17 protein-coding genes are annotated in these 20978 nt (G+C 49.6%); 10 read left to right on the forward strand and 7 right to left on the reverse strand.

Annotated elements, in window-relative coordinates:
• The first annotated feature begins 49 nt into the window (after positions 1 to 49).
• Positions 50 to 1231: a ribose-phosphate pyrophosphokinase gene (locus PG862_RS12585; protein WP_022359580.1), complete on the forward strand. Its 1182-nt coding sequence runs from the start codon at positions 50 to 52 to the stop codon at positions 1229 to 1231.
• Between the two features lie 122 nt (positions 1232 to 1353).
• On the opposite strand, the gene PG862_RS12590 is transcribed toward PG862_RS12585, so the two are convergent.
• The 3 genes from PG862_RS12590 to asnS form a co-directional block, all read right to left on the reverse strand.
• The gene (locus tag PG862_RS12590) at positions 1354 to 3213 is read right to left on the reverse strand and encodes an ATP-binding protein (RefSeq protein ID WP_270707617.1); all 1860 of its coding nucleotides are present in this window, start codon (positions 3211 to 3213) and stop codon (positions 1354 to 1356) included.
• A gap of 5 nt (positions 3214 to 3218) precedes the next feature.
• On the reverse strand, positions 3219 to 4289 hold the full coding sequence (locus PG862_RS12595) for a metallophosphoesterase family protein (RefSeq protein WP_270707618.1): 1071 nt from the start codon (positions 4287 to 4289) through the stop codon (positions 3219 to 3221).
• A gap of 127 nt (positions 4290 to 4416) precedes the next feature.
• Positions 4417 to 5808: an asparagine--tRNA ligase gene (asnS, locus tag PG862_RS12600; RefSeq protein WP_107001706.1), complete on the reverse strand. Its 1392-nt coding sequence runs from the start codon at positions 5806 to 5808 to the stop codon at positions 4417 to 4419.
• Positions 5809 to 6159: 351 nt separating this feature from the next.
• On the opposite strand from asnS, the gene PG862_RS12605 reads away from it, so the two are divergent.
• The 9 genes from PG862_RS12605 (at position 6160) to PG862_RS12645 (ending at position 15691) form a co-directional block, all read left to right on the forward strand.
• Positions 6160 to 7023: a DUF6282 family protein gene (locus PG862_RS12605; protein ID WP_107001705.1), complete on the forward strand. Its 864-nt coding sequence runs from the start codon at positions 6160 to 6162 to the stop codon at positions 7021 to 7023.
• A 42-nt stretch (positions 7024 to 7065) separates the two neighbouring features.
• A complete protein-coding gene (locus PG862_RS12610) occupies positions 7066 to 8145 on the forward strand; it encodes a TRAP transporter substrate-binding protein (protein WP_118524023.1) in 1080 nt (359 codons plus the stop codon).
• A gap of 23 nt (positions 8146 to 8168) precedes the next feature.
• Positions 8169 to 8669: a TRAP transporter small permease gene (locus tag PG862_RS12615; protein WP_107001703.1), complete on the forward strand. Its 501-nt coding sequence runs from the start codon at positions 8169 to 8171 to the stop codon at positions 8667 to 8669.
• The gene (locus PG862_RS12620) at positions 8666 to 9955 is read left to right on the forward strand and encodes a TRAP transporter large permease (protein WP_207722853.1); all 1290 of its coding nucleotides are present in this window, start codon (positions 8666 to 8668) and stop codon (positions 9953 to 9955) included. Before PG862_RS12615 ends, PG862_RS12620 begins: the two co-directional genes overlap by 4 nt.
• A 138-nt stretch (positions 9956 to 10093) precedes the next feature.
• A complete protein-coding gene (locus tag PG862_RS12625; protein WP_107001701.1) occupies positions 10094 to 11068 on the forward strand; it encodes a LysR family transcriptional regulator in 975 nt (324 codons plus the stop codon).
• Positions 11069 to 11325: 257 nt separating this feature from the next.
• The gene (locus PG862_RS12630) at positions 11326 to 12600 is read left to right on the forward strand and encodes a glucose-1-phosphate adenylyltransferase (protein WP_118473001.1); all 1275 of its coding nucleotides are present in this window, start codon (positions 11326 to 11328) and stop codon (positions 12598 to 12600) included.
• Complete coding sequence (gene glgD, locus PG862_RS12635) at positions 12597 to 13718, forward strand: glucose-1-phosphate adenylyltransferase subunit GlgD (protein ID WP_022359575.1); 1122 nt, start codon at positions 12597 to 12599, stop codon at positions 13716 to 13718. Before PG862_RS12630 ends, glgD begins: the two co-directional genes overlap by 4 nt.
• Before the next feature lie 36 nt (positions 13719 to 13754).
• The gene (gene spoVG / locus PG862_RS12640; RefSeq protein WP_118467740.1) at positions 13755 to 14039 is read left to right on the forward strand and encodes a septation regulator SpoVG; all 285 of its coding nucleotides are present in this window, start codon (positions 13755 to 13757) and stop codon (positions 14037 to 14039) included.
• 155 nt (positions 14040 to 14194) lie between these two features.
• Positions 14195 to 15691 carry a Na+/H+ antiporter NhaC family protein gene (locus tag PG862_RS12645; protein WP_118466986.1) on the forward strand — a complete coding sequence of 499 codons (1497 nt, stop codon included), beginning with the start codon at positions 14195 to 14197 and terminating at the stop codon, positions 15689 to 15691.
• Positions 15692 to 15862: 171 nt separating this feature from the next.
• Here PG862_RS12645 and PG862_RS12650 read toward each other — a convergent pair whose 3' ends face one another.
• The 4 genes from PG862_RS12650 to PG862_RS12665 all read right to left on the reverse strand — a co-directional run bounded on the left by PG862_RS12650 (position 15863) and on the right by PG862_RS12665 (position 20949).
• Positions 15863 to 16492 (reverse strand): transporter substrate-binding domain-containing protein, encoded by a 630-nt coding sequence (locus tag PG862_RS12650; RefSeq protein ID WP_243022839.1) that lies wholly within the window; start codon positions 16490 to 16492, stop codon positions 15863 to 15865.
• A gap of 445 nt (positions 16493 to 16937) precedes the next feature.
• Positions 16938 to 18125, reverse strand: coding sequence for an amidohydrolase family protein (locus tag PG862_RS12655; RefSeq protein WP_118469430.1), 1188 nt, complete (start codon positions 18123 to 18125; stop codon positions 16938 to 16940).
• A gap of 94 nt (positions 18126 to 18219) precedes the next feature.
• On the reverse strand, positions 18220 to 19638 hold the full coding sequence (locus PG862_RS12660) for a sodium:solute symporter family protein (RefSeq protein WP_182429154.1): 1419 nt from the start codon (positions 19636 to 19638) through the stop codon (positions 18220 to 18222).
• Positions 19639 to 19680: 42 nt separating this feature from the next.
• Entirely contained in the window at positions 19681 to 20949 is a 1269-nt protein-coding gene (locus tag PG862_RS12665) for an amidohydrolase family protein (protein ID WP_270707624.1), read from the reverse strand.
• Positions 20950 to 20978: the final 29 nt, after the last annotated feature.

Here is a 20978-nt window from a genome sequence, read left to right on the forward strand (position 1 = left end):
CAAAAAAAGCGAATTAACAGAGAGTAAACAGGCTGGAGGAAAATGGAAAATGCTGTACGAAGAGAAAATCATTGAGACGATACCGGTAGGTCCGCTGGGACTGATTCCATTAAAGGGATGTGAGGAACTGGTAGGCAAGGTAGACAAATATCTGGTGGACTGGAGAAATGAGCGCGAGAGCGAGCACAAGACGTCGATCGCATTTTCAGGTTATCAGAGAGACTCCTACATCATCGGGGCAAACACACCGAGATTTGGTTCCGGCGAGGCAAAGGGCGAGATCAAGGCGTCGGTGCGCGGCGATGATCTATATCTGATCGTGGATGTCTGCAACTACAGCCAGACATATTCTCTGTGCGGCATGGTAAACCATATGTCCCCGGATGATCATTATCAGGATCTGAAACGTGTCATTGCGGCAGCAGGCGGAAAAGCACGTCGTATCAACGTAATCATGCCGTTTCTGTATGAGAGCCGCCAGCATAAGCGCTCTGGCCGCGAGTCCCTGGACTGCGCGCTGGCGCTGGAAGAGCTGGTAGATATGGGCGTTGAGAATATCATTACCTTTGACGCACACGATCCGCGTGTCCAGAACGCGATTCCGCTCAAGGGATTTGAGACCGTTCAGCCGATTTACCAGTTTATCAAATATCTGCTGAAAAATGAGAAAGAGCTGGAGATCGACAGCGATCACATGATGGTCATCAGCCCGGATGAGGGCGGTATGTCCCGCGCTGTCTTCTTCTCCAACGTGCTGGGACTCGACATGGGTATGTTCTACAAACGCCGCGATTACACCAGGATCGTCAACGGACGCAACCCGATCGTTGCCCATGAGTTCTTGGGATCCAGCGTAGAGGGCAAGGATGTCCTGATCATCGATGATATGATCTCCTCTGGCGAGAGCATGTTAGATGTAGCGAAGGAATTAAAGAGCCGCAAGGCGAGAAAGGTATTCGTATGCGCGACCTTCGGTCTGTTTACCAACGGACTGCAGAAGTTTGACGAGTACTATGAGAACGGTCTGATCGACCGCGTCCTGACCACCAACCTGGTATACCAGACACCGGAGCTTCTCTCCAGACCGTACTATATCAGCGTCGATATGAGCAAATACATCGCGCTCATCATCGATAACCTGAACCACGATGCCTCCTTAAGCGAGCTGTTAAATCCGACTGGACGTATCAATAAGCTGCTGGCGAAGTATCGGGCGGGAATACGGGACTAAAAATAGACCTTTAAAATAGAAACAAAAAGAACGTCATTTCCGGACCAATACATGTCAGAAAATGGCGTTCTTTTTAATGTCATAGGAAACAGGCAATATCACGGTTATGTATGAAAGGAGTCCTACAACCGCACTTCATGCACCGCAGCTCCTTCTTCCTTCAGCACCCGCATCTCCCTCTCATGACAAGTAAATACAAGAATCTGCCCGGAATAGGCGGTTGGCAGCCATTTGAGGACGGTTCTCAGGCGCTCGTCGTCGTAGAGGACGAAGCTGTCGTCAAAGATGAGCGGCAGCCGGTCTGCATCGCCCTGGATAAAGTGGGCGGCGGCGAGGCGCAGCGCCAGATAGATCTGGTCGGCGGTGCCGCTGCTGACCTGTTCAAGCGGGATCAGCTTCCGGCGGGTGTTTAAAAACGCATTCAGGTTCTCATCGATGCTGATGCTGGAATAAATTCCGCCGGTAATTCCGGCGATCAGGTCGGACGCAGTCTTATTTAAGTACAGACCGAAAGAATCCCGGATGGTGGTGGAAAGCTCTTTTAAGGTATCAAGCGCCAGATCCACAGAGGCGATCTCCTGATGGATGCGCTCATTTTCATTTAAAATGTGTTTGAGCGCCGCTGCCCGGTCTTTGCAGGCGGATAGGTGCTCCAGCTTTTTTTCTAACTCCCACTGGACGCGTTGTTGTTCCTCGATGACAAGGCTGCAGTCATTCTGCTTTGCCATCAGCGCCGAGATCTGTTCGGAACGTTTTACCAGTGAATCCTCTGAGTTTGTAACGGCGTGGCAGAGCGTGATGAAGCGGTCCAGCCGCTGGGACAAAAGCTTCATGGATTCATCCGAAATCTCGGATTCGCCCAGGTGGCGGCGCAAAATCTCCGATAAAACAGAGGCGCTTTTCTCCGCCTCCTGCTTGCGGCGGCTCCGGTGCCGTGTGACGCAGGTTCCCAGCATGAGAAGCACAAGAGCAGCGACGCCAAAGATGAGGGCGGTGGGACCAGCTCCCAGCCACGGGGACGGAAGCGGGAAGAACGCCAGATATCCGCAGTATGCCGCGCAGATGGCGCAGATCGCCGCTGTGACAAAGAAAAACACCTGGAAAAACCGGGATCCCTTGCTGGAGGAAGACACCTGTGCATGCTGATAGTCCTGGTAGAGTGTTTCAGCCTGACTGCGGTACGCCTCGATGGACGCCTCGTCCGTAAAGGAAAACTCATCCAGTACCTGACGGCTCTTCTGCAGCCGGTCGGATAAATCTTCTTTTTCTATTTTCTGATGTTCCAGTTCATTTCGGACCGAGTCACGCAGCTTTGAGTATTCCTGTAACTGATTCTCGTATTTTGGCGAAGAAAGCTCGCGTTCCAGCGCGCGGATCTCGCTAAGAAGGGAGGTATAGTTGACCGAAGCCTCCGGGCTTAACTGGGATTCAAATTGTTTGCGCTGATTTTTCAGATAGGCGGTCGCCTTAGTGATATTGAGCGCCATATTGCCAGAGGTATTCATGTTAGCAATATAGTTTTTCAGTTCTGAAACCATGCCTTCATCGGTCGCACTCTTTAACTGGCTGATGCTGATGGTGTTGTTGTACATGGTTTCACTCATGCCGCCCAAAATTTCCTGCAAAACGGCGCGGCCGTCCGGTTCCTCGCGTCCGGTCGTCTCGTTGATGACGGTAAATTCCTTCTTATTTTTCTGGAACGAGCGCTCGATCCGGTAAATGGTGCCGTCGTCGGATTCAAGCCGGAGCTGCCCCTCGTAGGTGCCGCTGTTTTCCCACGGCTCATATTTGCTGTAGATGTCGTTTCTGGCGGCGCGCCCCCTCTGACGCTCGATGCCGAAGAGCATGCCGCGGATAAAGGTGTGGATCGTGGATTTGCCGGCTTCATTTTTACCGTAAATGACGTTTAACCCATCCTCAAAGGAGACGGCTGTGTCATGAAATTTTCCAAACCCACTGATATAAAGATCAAGAAAACGCATGGAAGCTAACTCCTTTCATCGGTGGTGAGAAGCAGGGCGTGGATGCCGTAAAACAGCGCCTTTTTCTCCACCGGACTCATGTCCGGTTTTTTCAGTGCCTGGATGTAAAAGCCGATCATATCGCTTGGATGCTCGGCAAACAGGGCGGAAAAATCGTATTGCGGTTCCGTCTCATCGATGATATCCGCGATGCGGAAACGCAGCTTTAAGGCGTCCAGATCGAAGGAAATATCGGGATCGCGCATGCCCTGCACCTTGAAGCGGAAAATATTGTCATTGCCGCGCTGTTCGATCTCATGGGCGATTTTTAAGTACAGCTCCGTGTTGGTCGTATCCGGCGTGACGCGGACGATGAGCGGGATGTAGCGGAGCTTCGCCATCGGAATAAAGTCCAGTGTCGTTACCTGACAGCTTTCCGGGTCGATCTCGCCGTAAAGGATGCCGTGCCTGCCGGTCTCGGTCTTATCAAGCGGCTCCGGGGAACCGCAGTATGCCATCTTTTTGTCCAGTAGGATCTCTGGCCTGTGGATGTGCCCCAGTGCGATATACGAAAATCCGGAGGAAGCCAGCGCCGCCCGGTCGATCGGGACGTGGTTCGCGTCGCCGCCGTGCCCCAGCAGAATGTGGATTTTTCCATCCTCCGGCGCTTCAAGAGTATCGAGGCGCGGCTCCGGGATCTCCGCAGTATAGTAAGAAAAGCCGGTCACCTCGGTGTTGATATCCTCAAAATAGACGGATGAGACATCCTCACTTTCCAGAAACGTCACGTTGGAAGCCCAGGAAAAGCTTAAAACAGCTGAATTTTTGCGGATCCGGTCGTGATTGCCCGCGATGATGACAACCTGTGTTTGCGGGATCGTGGAAAACAGGTAATTGACCTCTTTCAGGTCGCGCAGCAGCGGCTGGCGGTGGAACAGATCCCCCGCGATGAACAGGCAGTCCACGCGCAGCTCCTTTGCCTTGGCGATGATGGCGGTAAACGTATCGCGGATATCGCGGCTGCGCTCCCGGCTCCAAGGCTTGTCGCTGTCCGGGGACATGCCCCAGTGGATATCGCCGGTATGGATAAATTTCACATTCTCTCCCCCTTTCAGGAGTCTGTCACTCCGTATGTACATATTGAAATAATAATAGAAAAGGGACTGCTGCAAATAGCAGAAAGCAGATTCCAGTATTTGCGACAGCCCCATAGTTGCTTATTGTTTACAGTTCACAGTTGTTTACGGTTCTCGGGAACGGGATGACATCACGGATGTTGGAAACGCCGGTTAAGTACATCACGCAGCGCTCGAATCCAAGACCAAATCCGGAGTGCCTTGCGGAACCGTATTTACGCAGATCCAGATAGAAATCGTAGTCCTCCTTTTTGAGTCCAAGCTCGTCCATACGCGCCTCTAACTTCTCTAAGCTGTCCTCACGCTGGCTGCCGCCGATGATCTCGCCGATGCCCGGTACGAGACAGTCCATCGCTGCAACGGTCTTGCCGTCCTCGTTCATCTTCATGTAGAATGCCTTGATCTCCTTCGGATAATCGGTAACGAAGACCGGTTTCTGGAAGATCTTCTCGGTTAAGTAGCGCTCATGCTCGGTCTGTAAGTCACAGCCCCAGAATACCTTGTAGTCGAATTCGTCGTTGTGCTCTTCGAGGATGCGGACGGCCTCGGTGTAGGTTACATGACCGAACTCGGAATTTAATACGTGGTTTAAGCGGTCAAGGAGTCCCTTGTCGATGAACTGGTTGAAGAAATTCATCTCTTCTGGTGCGTGCTCTAAGACGTAGCGGATGACATATTTTAACATATCCTCGGCAACTTCCATGTTGTCGTTCAGATCCGCAAATGCCATCTCCGGCTCGATCATCCAGAACTCAGCTGCATGACGGGTCGTGTTGGAGTTCTCTGCGCGGAAGGTCGGTCCGAAGGTGTAGATATTGCGGAATGCCATCGCGTAGGTCTCGCCGTTTAACTGACCGCTGACGGTTAAGTTGGTCGGTTTTCCGAAGAAATCCTGAGAGTAGTCAACCGTGCCGTCGTCCTTTTTCGGAACATTGTTCAGATCCATCGTGGTAACCTGGAACATCTCACCGGCGCCCTCGCAGTCACTTGCGGTAATCAGTGGAGTGTGGACATATACGAAATCGCGCTCCTGGAAATACTGATGGATCGCGTAAGCTGCCAGGGAACGTACACGGAACACAGCCTGGAAGGTGTTAGTTCTCGGACGCAGGTGGGAGATGGTACGCAGATACTCAAGGCTGTGGCGTTTCTTCTGAAGCGGATAATCCGAAGCGGACGGTCCCTCAACGGCTACCTCGGTCGCCTGAATCTCGAACGGCTGCTTTGCCTCCGGGGTCGCAACCAGGGTACCTTTTACGATAATGGATGCGCCTACGTTTAACTTGGAGATCTCCGCAAAGTTCGGCATTGTATCATGGTAAACAACCTGAAGCGTCTCAAAGTAGCTGCCATCGCTCACAACGATGAAGCCAAAGTTCTTGGAACCGCGCACACTTCGTACCCAGCCGCCGATCTGAACTTCTTTGTCCAGATACGTCTCTCTGGAACGGTAAATTTCTCTTACAGTGGTTAAATTCATCTCAGTAAACTCCTTATTTTGCAAAATAAACTTTCTCATGCGGACTGCCCTGCAGTGTGCAGACCGTGTTTAACTTTCATTATACTGTATTTTCCTTGTAGATTCAAGGGACGGAGGGAAATTTGCTAGGGGAAGAAACCTGCCCGTATAAAAAGTGACAGCTTTAAGAATTAACAGAAACAAATGCAAAAACAGAAGGAAAGGGCAGAAAACAAGCTGGGTATTGTGTCAACTCTGTGAATACTTGTTTTACAGAGACAAATGCCCGGTGTTAGAATGGGGATAAAGAAAGAAAACCGCGGAATACTTTCAAAGAGTCTATCAAACGGAAAGGGTGTAGACAGAAGAATTATGACTGAACTTGACGCAAATAAAAAAGCGGAAGAGCTTCTGAAAGGTGCATACGATTTACATGTACATTCATCGCCCTCTGTTTTTCCGAGAGAATTGGATGGATTCCAGTTGATCCGGGAGGCAGACGCGGCAGGAATGGCGGGAGTGATGCTGAAAAGTCATTATGAATCAACGGCTTTGCGGGCAGAACTGATCAACCGCTACAGCGGCTGTAAGGCGAAAGCGTATGGCGGGCTCTGCCTCAACTGCCCGGCAGGGGGCTTGAATGTATACGCGGTGAAAAATGCATTGCGGGCGGGGGCAAAAATTGTATGGATGCCGACCCGGGATGCGAAAAACAGCCTAGTATTCGGAAACATGGAGGGAGATTTCTTCGACCGCAGGGGTATTACCATTCTGGAACAGGATGGAACATTAAAAGAATGCGTCTACGACATCATGGATGCTATCAAGGAAAAGGACGCATTTCTGGCAACAGGACATATCAGCCCGGAGGAATCCCTGATTTTATGCAGGGAAGGACGGAAACGGGGGGTCAATATGATTTTGACACATCCAGAGTTTCCAAGGACGAGGATAGGAAGAGACGATCAGGCGGAACTGGCGAAGCTGGGGGTTGTGATTGAGAAGAACTGGTTTAATCTGGCACAGAAAAGTGTGATGCCGGAAGAGATGGCAGAGACGATTCGGACCGTTGGAAGTGGACACGTATATCTGGCAACGGACCGAGGGCAGAAAGGGGCGCCGACACCCGTTTCGGAATTGAAACGGTTTATCGCCGTGATGCTGACCTGTGGGATTGCGGAAGCACAGATACGGGACATGGTCCAGAAGGTACCGGAAGAAGTGGTATGCAGATAAATTTATATAAATGCACATTTTTTAGAAGGAGGATTTTACATTATGAGGAAAGACAGAGTATTGGCAGGGGCATTAGCAGCAGTGACAGCGCTCAGCATGACAGCGTGCGGCGGCGGACAGGCAGGTGGTACCACACAGGCAGCGGCGGCAGGAACACAGGCGGCAGTCGAGAACACCGCTAACCCGAATGCCGAGACAACACTCAGCATCGGTTATACGACCGCAGCAAACGCAGATGATCCGTATCACTTTACAGCAACCAAATTCAAAGAGATCGTGGAAGAAAAATCCGAGGGCAGAATTGCGGTCAACCTGTATGCGAGCAGTCAGCTTGGTTCCGAGCCGGAGATGTGGGAAGGCATGCAGACCGGAACATGCGACATGGCAGTCATGACGAATGCATATGTTTCTTCTTATGTACCGGCAAACGGTGCATTGGATCTTCCGTTCATTTTTAGCGATTTGGCACAGGCACGTGAGATCGTAGACGGCGATTTCGGTCAGTCCCTGATCGACAATATGGACGGAACAGGCGTTACATGTCTTGCATTTTCTGAGGGCGGATTCCGTCAGTTATGTACAAAGGACAAAGAAATCAAAGCACCGTCCGATTTGAATGGACTGAAGATCCGCTGCATGGAGACAAAGATTTACCTGTCTGCTTATAAGGCACTGGGTGTAAATGCAACCCCGATGGCATGGGGCGAGCTTTTAACCGCTCTGCAGCAGGGTACCGTAGATGGCTGTGATGCACCGTTAAGCGTATTATATACCAACGGTTTCCCGGATATCTGCAAATACATTGATAATGTAAACCTGTTCTATTCTCCACTTCCGGTATGTATTTCTACCAGCGTATATGAGTCCTTATCTGAGGAAGATCAGGCGATTTTAAAAGAAGCAGCACAGGAAGCAGCCAAAGAAACACGTGAAAATAACGATGCAACCGCTGAAAAGATGGAGTCGGATCTGACGTCTCAGGGCATGACGATCGTATCTTCTGAGGATGTAGATACAGAGGCATTCCAGAGTGCCGTACAGCCGTGCTATGACGAGATGGAATCCTACATCGGTTCTGAGTGGGTGGATCAGATTAAATCCCTGACCGGCACGGAGGGGTGATTGCAGAAAGAGGGTTTGACAGCATGAAAAAATTAGAGCAGGTTTCAGACATAATTAATAAGTGCGTCAGTTACATAGGAATGGTGATCTTTATTGTCCTGATTGTTGCCTGTGTGGCACAGGTGTTTTTCCGCTTCATTCTGAATAATTCACTGTCATGGAGCGAAGAACTTGCCCGGTACTGTTTTATCTGGATGCATATGCTGGGCGCTTCCTTGTTGATTGAGGGAAGCGGACATGCTACAGTAACAGCAATCCTGGATCTGATGCATGGAACGCTTCGAAAAATTGTCGATATTATCATTGAATTAGTTATCTTTTTTGATGGAACCGTAATGCTGTACGCAGGCTTAAAGCTTGCGTACAGCTCCAGAACCAACTTGAGCACCGCGCTTTCTGTCCCGATGTGGTGTATCAATTCCTCCGTGGCAGTCGGCGGAATCCTTCTGATGTTCCAGGCATTTGTAGCGATTGCGATGATCGTATCAGCGACAGAGAGAAAGGAGGATAAACCGGTATTATGACACTTGTATTAGTAGTATTATTTGGTCTGATGCTTTTAGGCATTCCGGTTGCATTTGCAATCCTTTCTGCCGGAATGGCATATCTGGCGACAACGGGAGGAAGTATGCTGGTAGTCGCACAGCGGCTGATTTACGGTCTTAACTCCTTCACACTGCTTGCAGTCCCACTGTTTATCTTGGTAGGAAACCTGATGGATTTCGGTGGTATTTCCAAACGTCTGACCGATTGGGCGAAGAGTATTTTAGGCTGGCTTCCGGGCGGACTTGGAATTGTAACCGTATTCAGTTGTGCGATCTTTGCAGCGCTGACGGGCTCTGGTCCGGCGACGGTAGCAGCGATTGGTTCAATTATGCTTCCTTCCATGCTGAAGGCAGGTTATTCCAGAGAAACGAGCGCGGGGTTAGTTGCATCGGCAGGTGCATTGGGACCAATCATTCCTCCGAGTATTCCCATGATTATTTATGGAGTTACAATGAATCTTTCAATTCCGGCAATGTTTATGGCAGGGGTTGTCCCGGGACTTGTTATCGCACTGGCGTTATCGTTAGTCAATGTCGTATTCGCATACAGGAATCCGGAGGTTCTGAAACATGCGAAGACGATGAAGTTTGATTTTAAAGAATCCATGAAATTGTTCTGGAAAGCGCTGGGCGCTCTGGGACTTCCGGTTCTGATTCTAGGCGGTATTTATGGCGGTATCTTTACACCAACCGAATCCGCAGCGGTCGGCATTGTTTATGCGCTGATTCTGGGTTTTGCATTGAAAGAACTGAAAGTAAAAGATTTACCGAAGATCCTGATCAATTCCCTGAAAACATCGACAATGGTCAATTTCATCATCGCGGCGGCGTCCCTGTTCTCCTGGGTTGTATCGAAATCCCAGATCGGAATCGTGATTTCCAATGCATTTATCAGCTTCGTAGGTGGCAGCCAGGCACTTTATCTCTTCGTACTAGTTGTAGTGCTCTTAATTGTAGGCTGTCTGATGGATAATGTAGCGGCAACTCTGATTCTGGCACCAATTTTAATTCCGGTTGGAATTGCACTCGGATGTAATGAACTCCACATCGGTATGCTGTTCTGTATTTGCCTGGTAGTTGGATTCGTAACACCTCCGTTTGGATATAATCTGTTTACGGCGGTTTCGATTTCAGGCTTGAATTTTAAACAGATTGTAAAGGGAGCGCTTCCGTTCCTTTTGACGGAAATATTGCTTCTGTTTGTATTTGCATATGTACCGGGAATCATCACATGGCTTCCGAGACTAATGGGGTACGGATACTAAGTATTAGAAAAATACGTAAGAAAAAGGGGCTGTGAAAAGACAGCAGAAGAGACTTGAAAGGTCAATGCGCTGTTTTTTTACGGCTCCTTTTGGTTAGAATAAGAAAATAGATAGAACTGAGAACTGGCGGAGGAAACAATGAAAATAGGATTCGAAGTTTTTTTGGTGGTAGCCAGAGAAATGAGTATTACAAAAGCTGCAAATGAGCTTCATATTACACAGCAGTGCGCCAGCGATCATATAAAGAGGCTGGAAAAAGAGTATAATGTCGTGTTGTTTGAGCGGCGTCCCAAATTCCGTCTGACGCAGGCTGGCGAGATCATGCTTCATAACCTGTTAAATATCCAGATTATGGAGACGAGTATGAGCCGGAGTCTGGCGGGGATAGCGGAGGGGACGGTGGGCGGTTTTACCTTGGGAATCAGTACATCCCGCGCGCCGATCATACTGCCCCGTGTGCTGCCGCGATATTACCAGTGTTACCCGAAGGTAAATATATCCTTTACGGAGGAGGACACACAGATCCTGGAGGAACGCCTGTTGAACGGACAGGTAGATTTATTTATCGGGGTCAATACGTCACCGCATCCGGATTATAAAATCCAGACCCTGACGACGGATGAGATCATCCTGGTTATCTCCGCCAAGCTTTTGAGGCGGGAATTTAGCAAGCAGGAGATCCGGCAGATGGAGGATGGGATTGATCTGAAACGGTTTTCCAACATTCCGTTTACGCAGAGTTTCAAGACCGGAAAAGTCAACCATGCGATTCAGGAATATCTGGACAGTTATAATGTAAAGCTTAATGTCATCTATAACATCAGTGATAGTGAGACGCAGATTCTGCTCTGCGCGTCCGGCATCTGTGCGGCGCTGTGCCCGAAAATGCTGCTGGCAGCCGCGTACCGTCACAATCAGACCTGTAAACCGGAGGATGAACTCTATATGTTCCCGATCCGGAACCTGGGACGGGAGTTAAAGATTGAGCTGGTCAGCCACCGGAATGCGATGCATCCGATGTATATACAAGACTTTGTCCATATCTTACAGGAGGAGCTGCCGCGGATTGCAGATTCGATGAGTCTGGAAGAATTGAGAAAGAATATACAGTAAAAAAGCCTTGAATCGGAAATGCTTTTGAGTCAAAAGTGTCTCAGATTCAGGGCTTTTTTTCAGTTCACGGGAGGTTCGCTCTTAGATTCCACATCCCGGAATTACGAAAATATTATGTAAAAGGAACGAAAAATGTCGGAAAATGTACAAAATTGGGACAAATTCTATTAAAAATTTGTTCACTATTTTCGTGAAGTATGTTATAATAAAAACAGGTTTAAAATACACATTATATGTGAGCATCGAGGGGTGATATCGTGATTAAAAAGGAAATGATAGCTATGCTGTTGGCAGGCGGACAGGGCAGTCGTCTGGGTGTCTTAACTCAAAAAGTAGCAAAACCTGCGGTTTCTTTCGGAGGAAAGTATCGAATCATCGATTTTCCGTTAAGTAACTGTATCAATTCGGGAGTGGACACGGTAGGCGTTCTGACCCAGTATCAGCCGCTGCGGCTGAATGCACATATTGGAATCGGTATTCCGTGGGATCTGGACCGCAACGTAGGTGGTGTGACGGTACTTCCGCCGTATGAGCGGAGCAAAGGAAGCGATTGGTACACCGGTACGGCGAACGCGATCTACCAGAATCTGGAATACATGGAAACGTACAATCCAGAGTATGTGCTGATTTTGTCCGGCGACCACATCTACAAGATGGACTACGAGGTAATGCTGGAATACCACAAAGCAAACAATGCGGATGTGACGATCGCGGCGATGCAGGTTCCGATGGAGGAGGCAAGCCGTTTCGGTATCGTTATAACCGATGACAACAACCGCATTACGGAGTTTGAGGAGAAACCGGCGAATCCGCGCAGCAATTTAGCTTCCATGGGTATTTACATATTCAGCTGGAAGGTGCTCAAGGAAGCGCTCATCAAGCTCTCGGACGAGCCTGGATGTGATTTTGGAAAGCACATTATCCCGTATTGCCATGCAGCTGGAAAACGTATCTTCGCATACGAGTACAACGGCTACTGGAAAGATGTCGGAACCCTTGGCTCCTACTGGGAGGCAAACATGGAACTGATCGACATCATTCCGGAGTTCAACCTGTATGAAGAATACTGGAAGATTTACACGAAGAGCGATATTATTCCCCCACAATTTATATCGGAGCAGTCCAAGATAGAGCGCAGTATCATCGGCGAGGGCACCGAGGTATACGGCGAAGTCATTAACTCGGTCATCGGAGCAGGCGTTACGATCGGAGAAGGTGCGGTGATCCGTGATTCGATCATCATGAAGGGCACGACGATCGGCGCTGGCACGGTTGTGGATAAGGCGATCGTGGCGGAGGACGTTACCATCGGTGAGAATGCCGAGGTCGGCGTCGGAGAATATGCCGAGAGCAAGTACGACAAGAAGGTATATCAGTTCGATCTGGTAACGATCGGAGAGCGCTCCGTGATACCGGATGGAGTGAAGATAGGACGGAACACAGCGATTTCCGGTGTGACGACGGCAGACGATTATCACGGCGGCGAGCTGGAGAGCGGCGATTATATCATAAAGGCAGGTGGAATACAATGAGAGCGATCGGGATTGTTTTAGCTGGCGGCAACAGCAAGAGAATGAGAGAATTATCCAATAAGAGAGCCATCGCAGCGATGCCTATCGCAGGCAGCTACCGCAGTGTCGATTTTGCTCTGAGCAATATGAGCAATTCCCACATCCAGAGTGTGGCGGTACTGACGCAGTACAACTCCCGTTCCCTGAATGAGCACTTGAGTTCTTCCAAGTGGTGGGATTTCGGACGTAAGCAGGGCGGCATGTATGTATTCACACCGACGATCACGGCAGAGAGCAGCGACTGGTACCGCGGTACCGCAGATGCGCTGTATCAGAACCTCGATTTCTTAAAGAAAAGTCATGAGCCGTATGTGGTCATTGCAGGCGGCGACTGTGTCTATAAATTGGATTACGGCAAGGTACTGGAGTATCATATTGAAAAGAAAGCGGATATTACCGTAGTATGCAAGGAGATGCCTCCGGAGGAGGACGTTACCCGCTTCGGTCTGGTGAAGTTAAATGATGACGGACGTATCACAGATTTTGAGGAAAAACCGATGCTGGCGACCTCCAGCATGATCTCCTGCGGTATCTATGTAATCCGCCGCCGTCAGCTCATCGAACTTCTGGAGCGCTGTGCAGCAGAGGATCGGTATGATTTTGTTACCGATATTTTAGTCAGATATAAGAACCTCAAACGCATTTACGCGTATAAGTTAGGAACTTACTGGAGCAACATCGCTTCGGTTGATTCGTACTACAAGACGAACATGGATTTCCTAAAACCGGATGTACGCCACTATTTCTTCAAGGAATACCCGGAGATCTACTCCAAGGTAGATGATCTTCCGCCGGCAAAATACAATCCGGGTGCAAATGTCAAGAACAGCCTGGTATCCAGCGGCTGTATCTTAAATGGTACGGTGGAGAACTCGGTTCTGTTTAAGAAGGTATATGTAGGCAATAACTGTATCATCCGGAATTCTGTTATTTTAAATGATGTTTACATCGGGGACAATACAGTGATTGAGAATTGTATTGTAGAGAGCCGTGATACGATCCGCGCCAACACGACGCATATCGGTACACCGGAAGATGTAAAGATTGTCATTGAGAAGAACGAGCGGTTTACATTATAGGGTACATCAAAGAACAGACGGAAGGGGTAAATGGGTATGCAGATTACAGACGTAAGAGTGCGGCGGATAGAGAAGGAAGGTAAGATGAAAGCCATCGTATCCATCACACTTGACAATGAATTTGTGGTTCATGATATCAAGGTTATTGAGGGAGAGAAAGGACTTTTTATTGCTATGCCGAGCCGTAAGGCTGCGGATGGAGAATACCGGGATATTGCCCACCCGATTAATTCGGGAACCAGAGACATGATTCAGAATGTCATTCTTGCCAAATACGAGGCGACAGCTCTGGAACTGGCAGAGCTGGAGAAAGCAGAATAAAAAGCAGGAAAAGAAAGTAAAAAGAGAGAAAATATGAAAAAATGTCCCCGGACGCTGGACAAAGTGCCCGGGGGCATTTATTATGTAGATACAGTATGCTCAAAAACGGGCGGAATTTGCCCGAATGTGTACAGATAATCCATAAGGGGGTAATTATGAGCGGTACGATTTTTTCTTTAATACCGCCTATCGTAGCCATTGCGCTTGCATTGATTACGAAAGAGGTGTACCTGTCTCTGCTGATAGGTATTATGTCGGGCGCGTTTTTATTTACGGGTCCAAATCCGCTTCATGCGGTGGAAACAATGATCGCGATCATGGGCGAGAAGATCGGGGGCAATGTCAACATTCTGCTTTTCCTGGCATTTCTCGGCATCGTGGTAGCACTGATCACAAAGTCTGGTGCGTCGAAGGCTTATGGTGAGTGGGCGTCCCACGCGATCCGCACGAAGAAGGGCGCGCTGTTTGCAACCATGTTCCTCGGAATGCTGATTTTCGTGGATGACTATTTTAACTGCCTGACCGTCGGCACGGTTATGCGTCCGGTGACGGACAAGCACAAGATCACACGTGCGAAGTTAGCCTACATCATCGATGCGACGGCGGCGCCGATCTGTATCATCGCGCCGATCTCAAGCTGGGCGGCAGCGGTCGGTTCTTCGCTTCCGGAGGACAGCGGAGTGGACGGCTTCAGTCTGTTCCTTCACACGATTCCGTTTAATCTGTATGCGCTTCTCACGATCTGCTTCATGCTCTTTTTGGTAGCAGGCGATTTTGATTTCGCGGCGATGAAACGCTATGAAGAACAGGTGAAAAAGACCGGAAAAGAGACGACGGTCGAGGCGGAGGCGATGGAGATCTCCGGCAACGGAAAGGTTATCGATCTGATTCTTCCGATCCTGGTTCTGATTGCGTTCTGCGTCAGCGGTATGTTGTATACAGGTGGCATCCTGGACGGCGTTGGTCTGGTTGAGGCGTTCGCCAACTGTGATTCGGCACTGAGCCTGGTGCTTGGTTCCTTCTTCACCCTGGTGTTTATCTTTGTATTTTACATGATCCGCCGTGTCATCCGGTTCAATGAGTTCTGTGAATCCTTCACGATCGGCGTCAAGGCGATGATCCCGGCGATCATGATTCTGTGCCTTGCCTGGACTCTGTCTGGTATCTGCAGTGCGGATTACTTAAACATCGGCGGCTATGTCAAAGAGGTAGTGGGCGGCAATGCGCTGGTCGGCTCCCTGATGCCGGCCCTGATGTTCGTCATCGCGGCGGGGCTGGCGTTCTCGACTGGTACGTCCTGGGGTACCTTCGGTATTCTGCTTCCGATTGCATTTGCGGTGGTTGGCGCTGAAAATATGAACAGCCTTACAATCGTGACGGCTTCGATTCTGGCAGGTGCGGTCTGCGGCGACCATGTTTCCCCGATCTCGGATACGACCATCCTTGCGTCGGCTGGCGCCCAGTGCCACCACATCAACCACGTATCGACCCAGATCCCGTATGTGCTGTGCGTAGCGGCGTGCTGTTTCCTCGGTTATCTGGCGGCCGGAATTACCGCCAATGGCTGGGTGGGAACCGGCGTGGGATTCGCAGCGCTGATTGTGGTTCTGGTTATTCTGGATCGAAAGAATAAAGGGACGAAAGAGGCGTAAAAGCATCGGCAGTAAACGAAAATTGGTTCGTTTACTGCCGATTTTTGCGTTTATGCTATATCTATACAACCGCCGGCTCCAGGAGGAGCTTGCCGGTTTTGTAGCGTTCTTTGCTGAATAACTTGATATTCATGCTGTCCTCCTGCCCGGCGAGATCCTGTAAGCAGGCATCTACCTTACCCTGTTCCAGGGATTCATAACAGGAGTGATGGTATCGTGTACCCCGATGCAGGATTCTGGGAAATTTGCCTGTGCGTACATGTGGGAGGCAGTTCCTTTTTCAACTGCTACCTTGTAGTCACCGCTTCGGAGTGCTTCTTCGCCGGTAATCTCTTTCGGACTGCTTTCGGTATTGACCATGACAACCTGGCCTGCGTCATAATATGTCTTGGAGAAGTTCATGACCTCTTTTCTCTGGTCGGTTGCACACAGGGCAGCCATGCCTATATCCAGCTTTCCCTCTGCCAGGGAGGCAGTCAGTGCGGAATAATCCATAACCTGGATATCACCGTCCAGCTCAAATCCCAGATAATCTTTCAGGGCGTTCATCATATCGATATCAAACCCAATCAATGTGGTTCCGTCTGTGTCGTAGTAAGTAAACGGCGCGAACAGTGCGGTGGTACCGAATTTAAGCTTTACGCCTTTCAGCGCGTCCTTGGCGCCAGCGCTGGTTTCTTTCGTTTCATCGGAGGAAGCGGTCGTATCTTCCGCTGGGGCATCGGTAGCAGCTGCGGTTGTTTCTGCCGGAGCAGAAGACTGTCCGCATCCTGCCATTGCCATAGCTGCTAAAGCCATCATTGCCGTTGCTGTTATCACCTTTTTTTCATAATGGTTCCTCCTCTTTTTCAGCTGTGCCCGCGGTAAGCCGGCACGTGATCAGTTGCCATATAAATAAAAACAAGGACGCATTCATCGTAAAAGAGATGCGCCCTTGCAATTATTTTCTGTTATGTTTATTCTGCTTTTCCTGAATTGATGCCAATTATACGTGCGGTTTTTCGATATGTCAACTGAAAAATCTGCCATTTGTGTTATATATTAAAAATTTTGTGTAATTTATATTAAAAAACGATATTGAAAGTAATTTACTGGAAAAATTAAACGGAATGCGGTAATATATGAAAAAAATATTCAATATACGATAAATAAACGAGGCGATTTTTCGCTAAAATGAAAAAACTGCGCGCGTATTAGGGGGAACGAAATACGCACGCAGTTATCCGCTATAGAAATTGGATAAATGTCAAATAAGAACACCCTCTTTGTAGACACTGCACAGATGGTCGGTAAACGCGTGCAGGTCATCGAGCGGGTTAGCATCCAGAATCAGGATATCCGCCAGTTTGCCAGCCTCGATCGAGCCGCGCTGTGTGCCGATGCCGAGTTCGTTGGCAGCTGCGATGGTCGCACACCGGATGACATCTGCGTTTGGCATGCCGTATTCGTGCATGGTAAACATTTCCAGGTAGGCGGACGGGTGCGGACCAAAGTTGGCAGAGCCGGCGTCACTTCCGAGAATGATTTTCACACCGATTTCCATTGCCTTTTTAAAGGATTTCCGCTGGTTTTCAGCGACTACCTTTGCTTTTTCTACAATCACATCAGCGATGATGCCCTCGCTCTCTACAAGACTCTTGTAAACGGCTACCGTCGGTACCCAGCACTGTCCCTGTTCCTTCATTTTTAGAAGGATTTCTTCGGTCATTTCAGCGCCGTGCTCGATCGTATCGATGCCAGCGTCCACGCATTTGGAGATGGCGTCATAGGAGAGCGCATGGGCGGCTACCTTCATATTCAGGCGGTGCGCCTCATACACCAGTGTTTCCAGTTCTTTCGGCGAATACATACACGGACCGACATCTTCCAGACCGGCAGCTCCGCCGCTCGCCATGATTTTTGCCCAGTGGATCGGCGGGATTGACATTTCGATATCATAGCCCTTTAAGCGCTTGATGCGATCGATCAGCTGTGCCTCCGTATTTGCGATAAAACCAATCATCGGGCAGTGTCCGTAGGAACCCTGGATGGCGCTTCCGGCAGGGAGAATATTGGCGCCCTGGATAATTCCACGGTTGATCGCGCTTGCCAGCGGAATGGAGGCGTCATCGTGGGAGCCGACATCTCGGACGGTGGTAACACCCGCTTTCAGGGAATCCATTGCGCCGCGGACACCCTTTGCAAAGCAGACATAGTTGCCGTCTTTGATGGTATCCCCCATCGGATCCGGGGAAGTACCATCCCAGACAAGGTGGACATGGGCGTCCATGACGCCAGGAGTCAGATATTTGCCGGTACAGTCGACCGCGTCCGCTCCGTCCGGGGCTTTTTCGTCCAGTGAAACGATTTTTTTGTTTTCAATTTTAACATCAGCTGAGAAAAAGGTTCCTTTTTCTACATCCAGCACGTGTGCATTTTTCAGATAAAAAGCCATGAAATCCCTTCTTTCTTAATGGAAACGGCAGTTCCAAACGCGGTGAAAAATTGCAGTCGCGCCGGGACTGCCGGTTAAACACAATGAGTATTATTTATGCAGCTTCGCCTGCCAGTGTTTTCTGTGTGCAGGCAGATACGATAACGAGTACCAGGATAGAGATAGGAGCTGCAATCAGAGCACTCTGATATCCGCCCGGGCATCCGAGGAGTTCCCAGGTAAGTGTTGCAATCGCGCCGCAAAGCATGGACAGGAAGCCAGCCGGACGGGTTACTTTCTTAGAGAACATGGAGCCGAGGACTGCTGGTGTGATGCTGGCGCCGATCATGGTGTAGGACCAGTTCTGAAGCGCCAGAATTGTCGGGAAGAAGTTTAAAATAATCAGGGCGATGATACCGATTAAAGCAGTACCGATCCGGTTTACCCAGAGTGTCTGGGAGTCGTCCGGAGTTTTATTGATATACTGTTTGTAGAAGTCATACGTAACACTGGTTCCACAGGTCAGCAGGTAAGAAGTACCGGTTGTGATGATGAATGCGGTGGAAGCTGCTAACAGCATGCCGCCGATGAATGCCGGAATAATCGTCGTGGTAGACAGGAAGGACATACCTGCGTCAATGTTGGTACCAAATAAAACGCTTCCGGTGAAGGCGATGATGCCGACGCACGGCATAACGATGAGCGCCATAACGCCCCATCCGATGATGGCGTTTCTGGCTGTCTTATCAGTCTTGGCAGCGGTCAGACGGGTATAGAAGTTCTGGTCGCCGGTCTCAAGAAGGATAAGCGGCAGGAAAGAACCGATCCAGATGATGATGTTGCGTCCGCCGAAGAAGGAAAGCTTATTCGGGTCGATTGCAGCTGCGGTGGCGGTGATGGACTCCCAGCCGCCTCCGGCTTTGAGGACAAACGGAACACCGACGATACAACAGGCAACGATTAGGAATGCGCTGACTGCATCTGTCCATGCAACGGAGAAAAGACCGCCGGTAACAGAGAGGATAATAATGATAATAGTTGCGATCACGGTAGAGGTTTTCGGATCAATACCGGTTGTAATATTTAAAACGTATCCAAATCCTTTGTACTGTGAAGCAATGATACCAGCCATACCGAAGAGGTTGATGACAGAACCTAGGATCCGGGTCTCAGCGCCGTATTTCTGCTGGAGAATCTGCGGTACGGTAAAACAATTGCTCTTTCGAATCTGCTTGTATACACACATATAGATGATACAGAAAACGATGAACGGGATAACCCACTGGATACCAGCCCAGTAGCCGTAGTTGTAAGCGAGCGAGTTGCCGCCGCCGGTGATGGTTCCGCTTCCGACGGAAGTCGCGAGCAGTGTTCCCATTAAGACGAACGGACCTAAGCTTCGACCGGCGAGTGCATAGTCTTCACTGCTTTTTATTTTTTTTGATGCCCAGGCGCCGATTCCAATCATAACACCAAAATAAACAATAACGAAAATCAACAGGTGAGGGGCAGTTTTAAGTTCCATAAATGTCATAGTCATTTCCTCCTTGCTGTAATGGTTCAGAATGCGTTTTATTTATTCTACATTCAGATAACTTTTCGCTTCATAGACGGTGCCCTCTTTCATGACAAAGGAGCAGTCGCGCAAGGCATCCTTGTCGGTGAGAAGATTCCGCTTCCATCCGGCGATATCGGCGTATTTGCCTTTTTCGATAGTGCCGGTGATGGAGTCAATTTCACAGATTTCTGCGTTATTTTTCGTGGCAGCCTGTAAGATACGGAAAGCATCCATGCCGCTCTCCATCATGCAGCGGAATTCCATGCCGCTTTCATAATTCTGGTAGGCAGCGACGAAATCGGTGCCGTAGCCCAGCTTGATGTGGCTGTCCACGATGATTTTCCGACCTTTCTGCATTTGTTCCTGATAAATTCCCAGCTTGCGCTGAAATTCCGGGGACTTCTGTGCCATTTTTTTCGGATCCGGATAAATCGCTTCATGGAACGGGCTGAAGGTAGGAACCAGATAGGTTCCGGTCTGTTCAAACATTTCGGCGGATTCTTCATCCATGAGGGAGCCGTGCTCGATTCCCGTGATACCGAAGCCTATCAGTTTTTTCATGAGGCGCGGTCCGTAGGCGTGAGCCGTGACCGGAATCCGGAGTTCTCTGGCGGTATCGAAAATCGCTTTAAATTCCGCATCATTTAACTGGATGTCGTCCGGATCATCATACGGAGTGGCAAATCCGCCGGTTGCCATGATTTTGATAAAATCGGCGCCGAGCTTTTTCTCCCGCCGGACCGCTGCCGTGAAGAAATCCGGTCCATTTCCAAGCCCGGAATACTGGTGTTCCATGAAATCGCAGAGAACCGGGTTGCTCCGGACGGTCTGCGTCATGTCCGCATGGCTTCCGGTTGTACCGAGAAGATGCGGGGCAACAACCAGGCGGGCGCCAGGGAGATATCCCTCGTTGATTGCCCGTTTGACGTCGAGTTCATAGGATTCCCGGAACCATCCCATTGAGCGGATAGTTGTGAAACCGCCGTGCAGGGCACGTTCGGCGGTGCAATAGGTGGCGAGTGTGCGGTAACCGTCGGAGTTGTAGATGGTATCGCTGTAGACATCGCGCCAGTTGAAAAATTCCGGGTGCATATGAGCGTCGATCATGCCGGGAGTCACGGTCAGGTGGCTTAAATCCAAGATTTCAGTTCCCTCCGGACATGGGAGGTTGCTGCCGACTTCTTCAATGTATTGGCCGTGGACCAGAATTTCTGCGTGTTCAAGAAAACGAGCTTCCAGTCCGGTATATAATTTTCCGCATAGAATTTTAATCCATTTATCCGACATGTACCTACCTCCTGTGTGTTCAATTTTGT

Origin of the sequence: Clostridium fessum (assembly GCF_027698965.1) — a bacterium.
Lineage (GTDB): Bacteria > Bacillota > Clostridia > Lachnospirales > Lachnospiraceae > Otoolea > Otoolea fessa.